This window comes from Agromyces mariniharenae, from assembly GCF_008122505.1.
GTDB classification, from domain to species: domain Bacteria; phylum Actinomycetota; class Actinomycetes; order Actinomycetales; family Microbacteriaceae; genus Agromyces; species Agromyces mariniharenae.
The window spans coordinates 1,498,242-1,511,613 of the sequence record NZ_VSSB01000001.1 but is presented as its reverse complement, the minus strand read 5'-3'; the positions used below and the strand labels follow the sequence as shown (position 1 = coordinate 1,511,613).

The 13,372-nt window shown below is 71.8% G+C and carries 14 protein-coding genes; 7 read left to right on the top strand and 7 right to left on the bottom strand.

Features of this window, described 5'->3' with window-relative positions:
* Nucleotides 1-480 (bottom strand): ATP-dependent zinc protease family protein, encoded by a 480-nt coding sequence (locus FYC51_RS06880; RefSeq protein WP_148732867.1) that lies wholly within the window; start codon nt 478-480, stop codon nt 1-3.
* Nucleotides 481-506: 26 nt separating this feature from the next.
* Between FYC51_RS06880 and FYC51_RS06875 the strand changes: the two genes are divergently transcribed.
* On the top strand, nt 507-1,700 hold the full coding sequence (locus tag FYC51_RS06875) for a RimK family alpha-L-glutamate ligase (RefSeq protein ID WP_148732866.1): 1,194 nt from the start codon (nt 507-509) through the stop codon (nt 1,698-1,700).
* Nucleotides 1,701-1,971: 271 nt separating this feature from the next.
* On the opposite strand, the gene FYC51_RS06870 is transcribed toward FYC51_RS06875, so the two are convergent.
* The 3 genes from FYC51_RS06870 to FYC51_RS06860 all read right to left on the bottom strand — a co-directional run bounded on the left by FYC51_RS06870 (nt 1,972) and on the right by FYC51_RS06860 (nt 3,574).
* Nucleotides 1,972-2,382, bottom strand: a complete 411-nt coding sequence (locus FYC51_RS06870; protein ID WP_338014680.1) for a GntR family transcriptional regulator — start codon at nt 2,380-2,382, stop codon at nt 1,972-1,974.
* A 2-nt stretch (nt 2,383-2,384) separates the two neighbouring features.
* Nucleotides 2,385-2,822 (bottom strand): Lrp/AsnC family transcriptional regulator, encoded by a 438-nt coding sequence (locus FYC51_RS06865; protein WP_148732865.1) that lies wholly within the window; start codon nt 2,820-2,822, stop codon nt 2,385-2,387.
* Nucleotides 2,823-2,941: 119 nt separating this feature from the next.
* Complete coding sequence (locus tag FYC51_RS06860) at nt 2,942-3,574, bottom strand: TetR/AcrR family transcriptional regulator C-terminal domain-containing protein (protein WP_148732864.1); 633 nt, start codon at nt 3,572-3,574, stop codon at nt 2,942-2,944.
* A gap of 93 nt (nt 3,575-3,667) precedes the next feature.
* Between FYC51_RS06860 and FYC51_RS06855 the strand changes: the two genes are divergently transcribed.
* The 3 genes from FYC51_RS06855 (at nt 3,668) to FYC51_RS06845 (ending at nt 7,784) form a co-directional block, all read left to right on the top strand.
* Entirely contained in the window at nt 3,668-5,323 is a 1,656-nt protein-coding gene (locus tag FYC51_RS06855) for an amidohydrolase (protein WP_148732863.1), read from the top strand.
* A 12-nt stretch (nt 5,324-5,335) separates the two neighbouring features.
* Complete coding sequence (locus tag FYC51_RS06850; RefSeq protein ID WP_148732862.1) at nt 5,336-6,697, top strand: APC family permease; 1,362 nt, start codon at nt 5,336-5,338, stop codon at nt 6,695-6,697.
* Between the two features lie 286 nt (nt 6,698-6,983).
* The gene (locus FYC51_RS06845) at nt 6,984-7,784 is read left to right on the top strand and encodes an LLM class F420-dependent oxidoreductase (protein WP_148732861.1); all 801 of its coding nucleotides are present in this window, start codon (nt 6,984-6,986) and stop codon (nt 7,782-7,784) included.
* A gap of 14 nt (nt 7,785-7,798) precedes the next feature.
* On the opposite strand, the gene FYC51_RS06840 is transcribed toward FYC51_RS06845, so the two are convergent.
* The gene (locus FYC51_RS06840; RefSeq protein ID WP_148732860.1) at nt 7,799-8,296 is read right to left on the bottom strand and encodes a hypothetical protein; all 498 of its coding nucleotides are present in this window, start codon (nt 8,294-8,296) and stop codon (nt 7,799-7,801) included.
* 76 nt (nt 8,297-8,372) lie between these two features.
* Complete coding sequence (locus FYC51_RS06835; RefSeq protein ID WP_148732859.1) at nt 8,373-9,164, bottom strand: hypothetical protein; 792 nt, start codon at nt 9,162-9,164, stop codon at nt 8,373-8,375.
* 345 nt (nt 9,165-9,509) lie between these two features.
* On the opposite strand from FYC51_RS06835, the gene ddaH reads away from it, so the two are divergent.
* Entirely contained in the window at nt 9,510-10,370 is an 861-nt protein-coding gene (ddaH, locus tag FYC51_RS06830) for a dimethylargininase (RefSeq protein WP_148732858.1), read from the top strand.
* Nucleotides 10,367-11,677, top strand: coding sequence for an ornithine--oxo-acid transaminase (gene rocD / locus FYC51_RS06825; protein WP_148732857.1), 1,311 nt, complete (start codon nt 10,367-10,369; stop codon nt 11,675-11,677). Before ddaH ends, rocD begins: the two co-directional genes overlap by 4 nt.
* 15 nt (nt 11,678-11,692) lie before the next feature.
* Here the strand turns inward: rocD and FYC51_RS06820 are convergent, their stop codons facing one another.
* A complete protein-coding gene (locus FYC51_RS06820) occupies nt 11,693-12,427 on the bottom strand; it encodes a DUF4097 family beta strand repeat-containing protein (RefSeq protein WP_148732856.1) in 735 nt (244 codons plus the stop codon).
* Nucleotides 12,428-12,591: 164 nt separating this feature from the next.
* Between FYC51_RS06820 and FYC51_RS06815 the strand changes: the two genes are divergently transcribed.
* Nucleotides 12,592-13,371 carry a polyprenol monophosphomannose synthase gene (locus FYC51_RS06815; RefSeq protein ID WP_148732855.1) on the top strand — a complete coding sequence of 260 codons (780 nt, stop codon included), beginning with the start codon at nt 12,592-12,594 and terminating at the stop codon, nt 13,369-13,371.
* Nucleotide 13,372 lies beyond the last annotated feature (1 nt).

Sequence of the window (13,372 nt, the reverse complement as noted above, 5' to 3'; positions counted from 1 at the left end):
TCAGCGACCGCGGTTCTGTCGGCGGACGCGTCGTGGGGCGCGTCCGCCGAGGAACGACTCACCGGCGGCGACGAGGAACCCGTCGCGCAGCGCCTCGCGGCCGATGAGCATGCGGAAGCCCATCTCGTCGCGGTTCGACAGCGTCATCTCGACGGTCTGCGTGCGTCCGTGCAGCGTCACGTCCATGAGCACGACGATGCGTTCCTCGGAGTGGCCCGACGAGCTGCGCACCGTGCGGCGGTCGTGCACGGGGAACTCGACGACGACCGCGTCCTCGTCGCTGTCCTGCCACGGACGCACGCCGAACCGCACGGAGTCCGTGCCGTCCTCGGCTCGGAACTCCTCCACCTCGAACGCGTGCAGCGACGACGTACGGGCGCCGGTGTCGATCTTCGCCTTGATCCATGGGACTCCCGCACCGGGCAGGGTCACCCATTCGCGCCATCCGACGATGGTGGTTGAATAGGGGGGCTCTGTCACCCGAACATCTTCGCAGGGACTCAAGGATGAAACTGGCGATCCTCTCGCGCGCCCCGCAGGCGTACTCCACCCAGCGACTCCGGGCGGCGGCGCAGCAACGGGGGCACGAGGTGAAGGTGCTCAACACGCTGCGCTTCGCGATCGACCTCTCGGGCACCGAACCCGACCTGCAGTACCGCGGCCGTCCGCTGTCCGACTACGACGCGATCCTGCCGCGCATCGGCAACTCGATCACGTACTTCGGCACCGCCGTCGTGCGCCAGTTCGAGCAGATGGACGTCTACACGCCGAACACCGCGAACGGCATCACGAACGCGCGCGACAAGCTCCGCGCGAACCAGATCCTGAGCCGCCACAACATCGGCATGCCGGCGACGGCGTTCGTGCGCAACCGCGCCGACGTGCGTCCGGCGATCGAGCTCGTCGGCGGCGCACCCGTCGTCATCAAGCTGCTCGAGGGCACGCAGGGCATCGGCGTGATCCTCGCGCCCGAGGTGAAGATCGCCGAGGCGATCATCGAGACCCTGCACTCGACGAAGCAGAACGTGCTCATCCAGCGGTTCGTGAAGGAGAGCCGCGGTCGCGACATCCGTGCCCTCGTCATCGGCGACCGCGTCGTCGCGGCCATGCGTCGCGTCGCGAGCGGCGACGAGTTCCGCTCGAACGTGCACCGCGGCGGCACCGTCGAGCCCGTGGAGCTCACGCCCGCCTACGAGCAGGCCGCCGTGCGCTCTGCGCAGATCATGGGCCTCAAGGTGGCGGGCGTCGACATGCTCGAGGGCAACGACGGCCCGCTCGTCATGGAGGTCAACTCGTCGCCCGGCCTGCAGGGCATCGAGACGGCGACGAAGCTCGACGTGGCCGGCGCGATCATCGACTACATCGCGAACCAGGTCGCGTTCCCCGAGATCGACGTGCGCCAGCGGCTCACCGTCTCGACGGGGTACGGCGTCGCCGAGCTCCTGGTGCACGGCGCGGCCGACCTCGTCGGCAAGACGCTCGGCGAGTCGGGCCTCTGGGATCGCGACATCACCGTGCTCACGCTCCACCGCGGCACGACGGTCATCCCGAATCCGCGCAAGGGTGTCGTGCTCGAGGCCGAGGACCGCCTGCTCTGCTTCGGCAGGCTCGAGGAGATGCGCTCGATGATCCCCGAGCGCCGCCGCCGCCGCGCCAAGGTGCGCAAGCTTCCGAAGGAGCCGATCCCCGAGGCCGTCTGAGCGGATGCCGCGCCGCGCGCGTGCCGCGTGTCGCGCCGTTCGTTCGCCCGCCCATACCGTGCCGCGATCGGTCACTCGTTTCCTCGCCGAGCCGATCGAGGTTCCGCCCGCCACGACTCCTGAAAACAAGGACACGCTCTTCAACGTGCGCTGCATGTCCTTGTTTTCAGGAGTCCACCCGGGGAACGACTCCGACGCCGGTGATACGGGTCACGAATGCCGGAGGAGAGTTCCGAGCCAACAGGAGTGCGGGCGCCCGCACCTTCGACCGTCAGCGGGGGGCGTCGAGCGCCGACTCGACGAGGGCGAGGGCGGTCGCCCGGTCGAGGCCGAGGTGATGCACGCGGTCGGCGTAGGCGAGGGCGGCGAGCTGCGCCTCCTGCGTGGTGGGGTCGCCGGTGGCGGCGACGAAGGTGCCGGCGCGTCCGCGGGTCTCGATGACATGGTCGGCCTCGAGCGCGCGGTACGCCTTCGCGACGGTGTTGACGGCCAGGTCGAGCTCGGCCGCCAGGGCGCGCACGGTCGGCATCCGCGTGCCTGGGGCGAGGGTGCGGGATGCCACCGCGTCCACGACCTGGCGGCGCACCTGCTCGAACGGCGGCGTGTCGTCGTCGTGGCGGATCGTGAACCGCATCGACCCGCCCGCGGCATCCGTGCGGCCCTGCGGCCCTGGACGGGTCACCGTCAGTCCCGGTTGCGGTTCACCAGTCGCGACAGGACGATCGCGCTGCGCGTGTGGTCGACGTTCGGGGCGATGCGCACGCGTTCGAGCGCGTCCTCGAGCGAGGTGATGTCACGGGCGCGCATGTGCACGATCGCGTCGGCGCTGCCCGTGACGGTGCCGGCGTAGACGACCTCGGGCACGCCCTGGAGGATGCGCTGCAGCTCGTCGGGCGCGACGGTGCCACGGCAGAACAGCTCGACGTAGGCCTCGGTGCTCATCCCGTCGACGGTGGGGTCGACCTGGATCGTGAACGAGCGGATGACGCCGTCGGCGACGAGGCGGTCGACGCGGCGCTTCACGGCCGACGCCGAGAGGCCCACGGACGACCCGATGTCGCCGTACCCCGCTCGCGCGTTCTGTCGGAGCAGGTCGAGGATGGCGCGGTCGAGGTTGTCCATGCTTCGGAGTGTACGCCGATTCGTTGCGCACACACAGGGGTTGACGCCGAATTCCTGCGTGCTGTGTGGGAAAGCGGCTGCCGAGCGGTGTCGGCGCGGGTCGGACGCGAGCGCCCCGGTCAGCCTCTCAGCCCCGCGGCTGCGGCGTGCCGCACCCGGAGCCCGGCGAGCAGCGCCGCGAGGCCGATCTCGAACGCGCGGCGTGCGCCGAACGCGTCGCCGAGCGACGGATCGAGCGCCGCCCGGAACGCGGCGTGCTCGGGCGGCACCGAGCCCTGCTCGAGCAGGTCGCCGGGCGCGACGATGTCGATGGCCGATCCGAGCACGTGCGCCTCGACCGTGCGCATCACGGCGACCGCGTCGCCGACGGGCCACCCCGCCTCGACGAGCGCGCCGACGACGCGGTCGTACATGCCGAGCGTGGACACGTCGCGGATGGGCGTCGTCGCGAGCAGCAGGATGACGTTCGGGTGGGCGGCGAACGCCGCGAGGTACGAGCGGGCCCAGGCTTCGAGCGCGGCATCCCACGGCTCGGCCAGGAAGGCCGTCGTGTCGATCTCCTCGACGATGCGGGCGCGCACGGCCTCGATGAGGTCGCCGCGGCTCTCGACGTGGTTGTAGAGCGAGGAGACCTGGCGGTTCACGCGCTTGGCGAGCGCGCGCATGGAGAGCGCCTCGCCGCCCTCCTCGTCGATGAGCTCGAGCGCCGTGGTCACGAGCTGGTCGCGGTTGACGCGTGTCACGATTTCCATCCTCGGTCTTCCCTCGCTTGAGGCGAGAGTGTATCGTCACCTTCACTCGAATACGAACACTGTTCGTATAGGCGATGCGAAGGACCCGGTGCAGTGACCTCGACCCTCTTCCACGGTGGCACGATCTGGCGCGGAGCCGACCAGGCGACGAGCGGGGCGCTGTTCGCGCGCGAGGGCGTCGTCGAGGCGCTCGACGCCGCCGCGCTCCGGCTCGCGTCCGAGGCCGAGGCGGCGGGGGAGCACCTCGAGCGGGTCGACCTCGACGGCGGCTTCCTCATGCCCGCGTTCGGCGACGGGCACGCGCACCCGCTGTTCGGCGGGCTCGAGGCCGAGGGCCCCGACGTGCGCTCGTGCACGTCGATCCCGGCGATCGTCGACGAGGTGCGGCGCTACGCCGAGGCGCACCCCGGCGTCGCGTGGATCCAGGGAGCGTCGTACGACGGCAGCCTCGCCGACGGCGGGCTCTTCGATGCGCGCTGGCTCGACGAGGCCGTGCCCGACCGGCCCGTCGTGCTGCGCGCCTGGGACTACCACACGGTGTGGTGCAACTCGCGGGCGTTCGAGCTCGCCGGCATCGACGCCGACACACCCGACCCCGTGCTCGGCGAGATCCCGCGCCGCGCCGACGGCTCGCCGCTCGGCACCCTGCGCGAGTGGGGCGCCGTCGAGCTCGTCACCGACATCGCCCCGCCGCGCCCCGTCGAGGAGCGACTGCGCGCGCTCGAGCGCGCGGCCGAGTACTACCTCGCGCGCGGTGTCACCTGGGTGCAGGACGCCTGGGTCGAGCCCGCCGAGCTCGACGTCTACCTCGAGGCCGCGGCGCGCGACCGGCTGCGCATCCGGTTCAACCTCGCGCTCTACGCCGACCCGCGCCGCTTCGCGACCCAGCTGCCCGCGTTCGTCGAGTCGCGCCGCCGGGTCACGGATGCCGCGTCGCCCATGCTCACCGCGAACACCGTGAAGTTCTTCGCCGACGGCGTCGTCGAGAACGAGACCGGCGCCCTGCTCGAGCCGTACTGCTCGTCGCTGCACAAGCACGGCATGTCGGTGTGGGGTGCCGAGGACCTCGCCGAGGCCGTGCGCGCCGTCGACGCGGCCGGATTCCAGGTGCACATCCACGCCATCGGCGACGCGGCCGTGCGCCAGGCGCTCGACGCGATCGAGCACGCCGTCGAGGCGAACGGCCCGCGCGACCGCCGCCCCGTCATCGCGCACGCGCAGCTCGTCGACGACGCCGACCTCGACCGGTTCGCGCGGCTCGCGATCATCCCGAACATGCAGCCGCTGTGGGCCCAGCTCGACGCGCTCATGACCGTGCTGACCGTGCCACGGCTCGGCGCGGAGCGCGCGGACAAGCAGTACCGCATGCGCTCGATCGAGGCATCGGGTGCCCGCCTCGCGTTCGGCTCGGACTGGCCCGTCTCGTCGGGCGACCCGCGGGAGGGCATCGCGGTCGCCGTGAGCCGCCGCACGCCCGCCGGCGATCCGGTCGGCGGCTGGACGCCGCAGGAGATCCTGCCCGTCGCACTCGCCCTCGACGCCTACAGCGCGGCCGTCGCCCACCAGGCGTTCGCCGACGCGACGGATGCCCCGTGGGGCCGCATCGAGCCCGGCGCCGCCGCCGACCTCGTGCACCTCGCGGCCGATCCGCGTGACCTCGATCCCGCCGACCTCCCCGACCTCCCCGTGCGCGCGACCTGGCTCGCGGGGATCCCCCGATACCGAGGCGAACGCCTCCCGACCCCCTGAAAGGTCACCGCCATGTCCCAGGCCGCGATCCCCGCCACCGACGTCGGAACGGATGCCGCGCCCAAGCTCAAGCGAGTCCTCGGCGTTCCGTCGCTGGTGCTCTTCGGACTCGTCTACATGGTGCCGCTCACGGTGTTCACCACCTACGGCATCGTCACCGAGCTGACCGGCGGCCGTGTCGCCGTCTCGTACGTCATCACGCTCGTCGCCATGCTGTTCACGGCGCGCTCCTACGCCCGCATGTCGGTCGCCTACCCGTACGCCGGCTCGGCGTACGTCTACACGCAACGCAGCTTCGGCGGCGCGGTCGGGTTCCTCGCCGGCTGGTCGCTCATGCTCGACTACCTGTTCCTGCCGATGATCAACTACCTCGTGATCGGCATCTACCTCGAGGCGGCCTTCCCGGCCGTGCCCGCGTGGGTGTTCATCCTCGCGTCGATCGTCATCGTCACCGTGCTGAACGTGATCGGCATCGTCTCGGTGGCGCGGGCGAACGTCGTGATCATCGCCGTGCAGGCCGTGTTCATCGGCGCGTTCGTCGTCTTCGGCCTCGCGTCGCTCTCGGGGCAGCAGGTCGACCCGCTCGCGCCGTTCGTCGGCGACGGATCCGTGGAGGGCCCGGGCGTGCTGTTCGCGGGCGCCGCCGTGCTGTGCCTGTCGTTCCTCGGCTTCGACTCGGTCTCGACGCTCGCAGAGGAGGCGAAGGAGCCGACCCGCTCGGTGCCGCGCGCCATCATGATCACCACGATCGCGGCCGGCGTGATCTTCATCGGGCTGTCGTACCTCGCGCAGCTCGTGTTCCCGTCGAACGAGTTCACCGACGTGGACTCGGCCGCGCTCGACGTCATGCAGACGGCGGGCGGCGAGTTCCTCGCGGTGTTCTTCACGGCGGCGTACGTCGCGGGCGCGGCGGGCTCGGCGCTCACCTCGCAGGCGTCGGTGTCGCGCATCATCTACGCGATGGGTCGCGACGGCGTGCTGCCGAAGCGGGTCTTCGGCCGCCTCTCGGCGCGGTTCAAGACCCCGGTCGTCGCCGTGCTGTGCGTCTCGGTGGTCTCGCTGCTCGCGATCTGGATCGACCTCGGCCTGCTCGCCGGCATGATCAGCTTCGGCGCGCTCGTCGCGTTCTCGGTCGTGAACCTCTCGGTCATCAAGCACTACTACGTCGACCGCAGGGAGCGCGCCGGCATCCAGGTGCTGCGCAACCTCGTGCTGCCGCTCATCGGCTTCGCGCTCACGGTGTGGCTGTGGACGAGCCTCTCGGTCGAGACGTTCATCGTGGGCCTCTCGTGGCTCGCGATCGGCGTCGTGCTCCTCGCGATCGTGACGCGCGGGTTCCGGCGTCCGACGCCGATGCTCGACCTGAAGGAGTAGACCCGGGGGAAGCGGGGGCGACGGATGCCGCGGGCCGGGGTGTGCCCGCGGCATCCGCGTGCCGGTGCGACACCCTGCTGCGGCATCCGTCTGCACGGGGAATCGGGTGCCCGCGGCATCCGTCTGCAGGAGGAATCGGGTTGCCGCGGCATCCGTCTGCAGGAAGAACCGGCCGACACGCCGATGCCGCCTGCCGCTTCGACGGCGTGTCGATCGGTTCTTCCTGCGTTTGCGCTCGATGGCCACCCTGGCATCCGCTTTCCCGAACGCGCCTAGGCTGGAAGGCATGCCCGACGACTCCCGCGTGCGCCTCGGAATCCAGGTGCAGCCGCAGCACGCCCACTATCCCGCCATCCGCGACACCGTCCTGCGCCTCGAGGACCTCGGCGTCGACATCGTCTTCAACTGGGACCACTTCTTCCCGCTCTCCGGCGACCGCGAGGGCCTGCACTTCGAGGCGTGGACCATGCTCGGCGCGTGGGCCGAGCAGACCGAGCGCGTGGAGTTCGGCACGCTCGTGAGCTGCAACTCGTACCGCAACGCCGACCTGCAGGCCGACATGGCCCGCACCCTCGACCACATCTCGGCGAAGGACGGCGTCGGCCGGTTCATCTTCGGCACGGGCTCGGGCTGGTTCGAGCGCGACTACGACGAGTACGGCTACGAGTTCGGTACGCCGGGCACGCGCCTGAACGCACTCGCCAAGGCCCTGCCTCGGGTCGAGGCCCGCTGGGCGAAGCTGAACCCCGCGCCGACTCGCAAGATCCCGGTGATGATCGGCGGCAAGGGCGAGCAGAAGACCCTGAAGATCGTGGCACGGCACGCCGACATCTGGCACTCGTTCGTCTCGCCCGACCAGCTCGGCCACAAGCTCGACGTGCTGAAGCGCTGGGGCGACGAGGTCGGCCGCGACGTGTCGGAGATCACGGTGTCGAACGAGCTCACCCGCCGCCACGTCGACCTCGACTACGCCGAGGCGCTGTACGACGCCGGCGTGCGGCTGTTCACCCTGGGTGTCTCGGGCCCCGACTACGACCTGTCGGCAGTGCCCGAGTGGCTCGCATGGCGCGACGCGAAGAACGGCTGACCGGCGCCCGCGGCCTACCGTGGTGACAGCTCGGCGCTGCCGTCGGGGCGGATGACCCCGCGCACGAGACCGTCGCCGGGCGCGGATGCCTCGACTTCGAGCCCCCGCACCGGGAACAGCCCCTCGTGCGTGCAGCTCGAGGTGGTGAACCGGCCCGGCCGCGAGAGGACGGCGCAGACCGCCGACCCTCCGTGCAGCCGTGCGATGTAGAGCGCGACGCCGTCGGGGCGCGTGCGCAGCAGCCGGTACTCCGTCGGCGCGATGGGGTCGCGCGGGTACGCGTCCCGCGGCACGTCCGCCGGCGTGGGCGCCGTGTCATAGGCGCTGAGCACGGCGGTGTCGGCGATCGGGACGGCGGCGGCATCCGGCTCGGACGGCGTCGAGTGCGACACCGTCCAGCCCCAGAGCGCCCCGATGAGCAGCGCCGCCAGGAGGACGGCGATCGCCCAGCCCGGTGGCCTCGCCCCGTCCGTACTGCCTCGGTCGATCCGACCGGTGAACGAACCGGTCATGCGATCAGGATGCCTCGCAGGGTGCGCTGCGGCAAGGGCCCGGTCCCGCGGCCGGCCTGGGCGCGCCGCGCGCCGCTCAGTCGACCGGCACGGTCACCAGCACGGCGCCGTCGGCGCGCCATTCGGCGCGCACGAGGCCGTCGCCCTCCAGGTAGGACTCCGTCCAGAGCTCCCCGTCGCGGAAGACGCCCTGCTGCGTGCACGTCCCGCTCGTTCCGCCGGAACGGACGACCACCATGCACACGTCGTCGGGCCCGATGTCGGGCGAGAGTCCGCCCGGCAGCGCCTTCGCGCCGTAGACGCCGACCCCCTCCGCCGTGGTCGCGAGCAGGCGCAGGGTCGACGTGTCGATCCAGCCGTCGGACCAGTCTGCCTGCGCCGTCGTGGGGAGGTCCGAGGCCTGCGCGGGCCGGTCGAACACGGCGTAGGCGGGGGAGTCGACCACCTTCAGCATGACGTCGGGCGCGCCCGCCGCGAACGACGAGGCGGCACCGAGGGGATTGCCGCCGGCCGCGGGCTCCGAGGGCGCGGTGCGCGTGCCGAGCTGCCACCCGACCGCGATGCCCACGAGCAGCGCGGCCGTGCCCGCCGCGACCGCCCAGCGGAACCTGCGCACGGATGCCGCATCGGATGCCGCGATCCACTCGGACACGGCTCGCGTGGACCCCGTCGGCGTCTTCTCCAGCACGGGCGTCGGCCCGGTCGGATGGGGTGCCGCGTCGTCGGGCTCCTGCGCCGCGGCCGCCGCATCCCGCCGCATCGCGTCGAGCTCGGCCAGGGCCGCGGCGCGTTCGGTGCTGCTCGCGACGGCGCCGTACGCGATCCGCTGGAGCTGGCGCAGCCGCTCGTCGTGGGCGGGATCGTCCAAGTTGCGGCCTCCATCGGTCCGCCCGGCGGGAGGGTGCCGGGTCGCCCAACAGGATGCACCACTCGCGCCTCGTGAGCAACCGCTCTCACGCGTCGCCCGCGGCATCCGTCGCGTGATTCACGCACGAAAGCGGCGAATCGTCTCGGAACGAGCAGGAACATTGCGCGTGACGCCCGGAACTTCGGCGACTTCGGCGTCACACTGAGAGAGGCGTCCCGACGGCGGTGCAACCCGAACATCGTCGTCGGGGCTCGCAAGAGCGACCTGGTCCGCCGGCATTGACAAGAGTGCTGATGTCGCCCCGCAACGGTGCGCCGCGACATCCGCAGAGCCCTGAGGAGTGAGATGTCGACCGTGATCGAGACCGAGGAACAGGCGGCCGCGCGGCCCGAGCGGCGCCCCACCGGGCGCAGCGTGCTGATGTGCCGCCCCGAGCACTTCACGGTCGTCTACCGGATCAACCCGTGGATGAACCCCGCCGAGCCGACCGACACCGATGTCGCGCTGGCGCAGTGGCAGGCACTCTACGACACGTACCTCGAGCTCGGCTACGACGTGCACCTCATCGACCCGATCGCGGGGCTGCCCGACATGGTCTACGCCGCGAACGGCGGGTTCGTGATCGACGGCATCGCGTACGGCGCGAAGTTCACCCACCCCGAGCGCCAGCCCGAGGGACCCGCGTACATGGAGTGGTTCCGCGAGCAGGGCTTCGACGTGCGCGAGCCCGAGGAGGTGAACGAGGGCGAGGGCGACTTCCTCCTCGTCGGCGACGTCATTCTCGCCGGCACGGGCTTCCGCAGCGACTCGCAGTCGCACCAGGAGCTCGAGCGCATCTTCGGCCGCGAGGTCGTCACCCTCCGCCTCGTGGACCCCAGCTTCTACCACCTCGACACGGCGGTCGCCGTGCTCGACGGCACGCCCGGCCGCGAGCACATCGCCTACCTGCCGAGCGCGTTCGACGGGGCATCCCTCGCCGTGCTGCAGGAGCGCTTCCCCGACGCCATCATCGTGAACGAGACGGATGCCGCGGTGCTCGGCCTCAACTCGTACAGCGACGGCTACAACGTCGTGATCGCGTCGCGCGCCACCGACTTCGAGCGGCAGCTGCGCGAGCACGGCTACAACCCGATCGGCGTCGACCTCTCCGAGCTGCTGCTCGGCGGGGGCGGCGTCAAGTGCTGCACCCTGGAGCTGCGCCGATGAAGACCACCACTCACAACCGCTTGATCGACGACGCGGACGCGGCCGTCCGAGCCGAAGGCTCGGGTGTGGCCGGGCGTCTACGGGGGGAGCCTTCGGCTCGGACGGCCGCGGCCATCCGCGTGGAGGACGAGCACGCGGCCCACAACTACCACCCGCTGCCGGTCGTCGTCGCCGCGGGCGAGGGCGCCTGGGTGACCGACGTCGAGGGCCGGCGGTACCTCGACTGCCTCGCGGCCTACTCCGCGGTGAACTTCGGGCACGGCAACCCGCGCCTCGTCGCCGCGGCGCGCGAACAGCTCGACCGCATCACGCTCACGAGCCGCGCGTTCCACAACGACCGGCTCGGGCCGTTCGTCACCGAGCTCGCCGCGCTCTGCGGCAAGGACATGGTGCTGCCCATGAACACGGGCGCCGAGGCCGTCGAGTCGGCGATCAAGGTCGCGCGCGCGTGGGGCTACCGCGTGAAGGGCGTGGCGCCGGATGCCGCGAACATCATCGTGATGGCGGGCAATTTCCACGGGCGCACCACGACGATCGTCTCGTTCAGCGATGACCCCGATGCGCACGACGACTTCGGCCCGTACACCCCGGGCTTCCGGATGGTGCCCTACGGGGACGCGGCCGCGATCGAGGCGGCGATCGACGACAGCACCGTCGCGGTGCTCGTCGAGCCGATCCAGGGCGAGTCGGGCATCATCGTGCCGCCCGCGGACTTCCTCCCCGACGTGCGGCGCATCACGCGCGAGCGCGACGTGCTGCTCATCGCCGACGAGATCCAGTCGGGCCTCGGGCGCGTCGGCGCCACGTTCGCGTGCGACCTCGTCGGCGTCGTGCCCGACCTCTACCTGCTCGGCAAGGCGCTCGGCGGCGGCATCGTGCCCGTGTCGGCCGTCGTCGGCGACCGCGACGTGCTGGGCGTGCTGCGGCCCGGCCAGCACGGCTCGACCTTCGGCGGCAATCCGCTCGCCGCGGCGGTCGGCCTCGAGGTCGTGCGCATGCTCGCGACGGGCGAGCCGCAGGCGCGTGCCCGCGAGCTGGGAGACCACCTGCATGCACGACTCGAGCGCCTGGTCGGGCACGGCGTGGTCGCGCTGCGCGGGGCGGGGCTCTGGGCGGGCATCGACATCGACCCCGCCGTCGCGACCGGGCGGGAGGCGTGCGAGGCGCTGATGCGGCGCGGCGTGCTCGCGAAGGACACGCACGGCTCGACGATCCGGCTCGCGCCGCCCATCGTCGTGGAGCCCGGCGACCTCGACTGGGCGGTCGACCAGCTCGAGGCGGCACTCGCCGACCTGCGGGGCGCATGACCCGAGCGGTCGGAGTCAGTCCTCCTCGACGGTGATCGACCCGTTCGAGGTGCGCAGGTCGAGCGTGAATCGGCCGTCGGGATCGTTCGCGACGCCGATGTCGGTCCCGCCGTTCGACGTCTCGGTGGTGATCCGGTAGCTGTCGGCGGGCACGCTGAGCTCGATCGATCCGTTCGAGGTGCGGGCCTCGACGTCCTGCGGCGTGCCGAGTTCGAGGTCGATGGCGCCGTTCGACGTCTCGGCGCGGATGCCGTCGCCGTTGAGTCCTTCGCCCTCGATGCGGCCGTTCGACGTCTCGACGTCGACAGCTCCCTGCACGTCCTCCAACTCGATGCGGCCGTTGCTCGTGCCGACCTCGACCGCACCGACGGCGCTGAGCTTGATCGCCCCGTTCGAGGTCTGCCCGCGCACGTCGACGCCCGCGGGCACGTCGATCGTGTAGTCGACCGAGCACCGGCGCCCGCAGCCGCGGAGCTCGAGCGTGTCGCCCTCCACGGCGTGGGTCTCTCCCTCGGGCCGCTCGCCGCGGTACGAGACCTGGCGCGCCACGGTCGTCTGCGTCGCGCCCTCGACCCCGCGGACGGTGACGCTGCCCTGGTTGTCGGCGATCTGGATGGTGGCGATCGCGTCCTCGACGGTCGTGGTGTCCCTGAACTGCTCGGCCGGGGTGAGGAACGCGCACCCGCCCAGCGCGCTCGCGACGAGGACGGTGGCCGCTGCCGCCACGGCAGCACGGAGCATCCGGTTCATGAGGCCCCCCTCGGGCTCGTCGGCGTGTCCCCCCGACGTGCCGATGGTACCGCGCGGGCCCGCCGTCGACCACCGGCCGGGGCCTCCGGCCACCGGGCCGTCAGCGAGCGGATGCCGCGGGCGGCTACGATAGCGCGGACACGCCCGCCGAGGTGAGGGAGCGAATGGCCGGCACACTCGTCGTGATACCGACCTACAACGAGCGCGAGAGCCTCGCCGACACGATCGCCCGCGTGCGCGCGGCCGTGCCCGAGGCATCCGTGCTCGTGGTCGACGACAGCTCGCCCGACGGAACGGGCGAGCTGGCCGACGAGCTCGCCGCCGCCGACGGCGCCGTGCACGTGCTGCACCGGCGCACGAAGGACGGGTTGGGCGCGGCCTACCTCGAAGCGTTCGGCTGGGCGCTCGATCGCGGATTCGACCCGATCGTGCAGCTCGACGCCGACGGGTCGCACCTGCCAGAGCAACTGCCCCGGTTGCTCGCGGCGCTCGAGCCGACGGATGCCGCGGGCGGCGCCGACCTCGTGATCGGCTCGCGCTGGATCCCGGGCGGGTCCATCGAGAACTGGCCGCGTCACCGGGAGCTGCTCTCGCGATGGGGGAGCGCCTATGCGCGCATGGTGCTGCGGCTCGACACGCGCGACGCCACGGCCGGGTACCGGGCGTTCCGCGCCGACGCGCTGCGCCGCATCCGCCTGGAGGACGTGCACACCCGCGGCTACGGGTTCCAGGTCGACATGCTCTGGCACGCACGCGAGGCGGGCCTCACGGTCGTCGAGGTGCCCGTGACGTTCGTCGAGCGTCGACACGGGCGCTCGAAGATGAGCCCGGCGATCGTGGTCGAGGCGACCCTGCGCGTCACCGGATGGGGCCTGCGGTCGCTGTTCGGGCACCGGCCGCAGCCGGCGAGCAACAGCGGGTCGGCCGGGCGCTCGCGCACGTGAC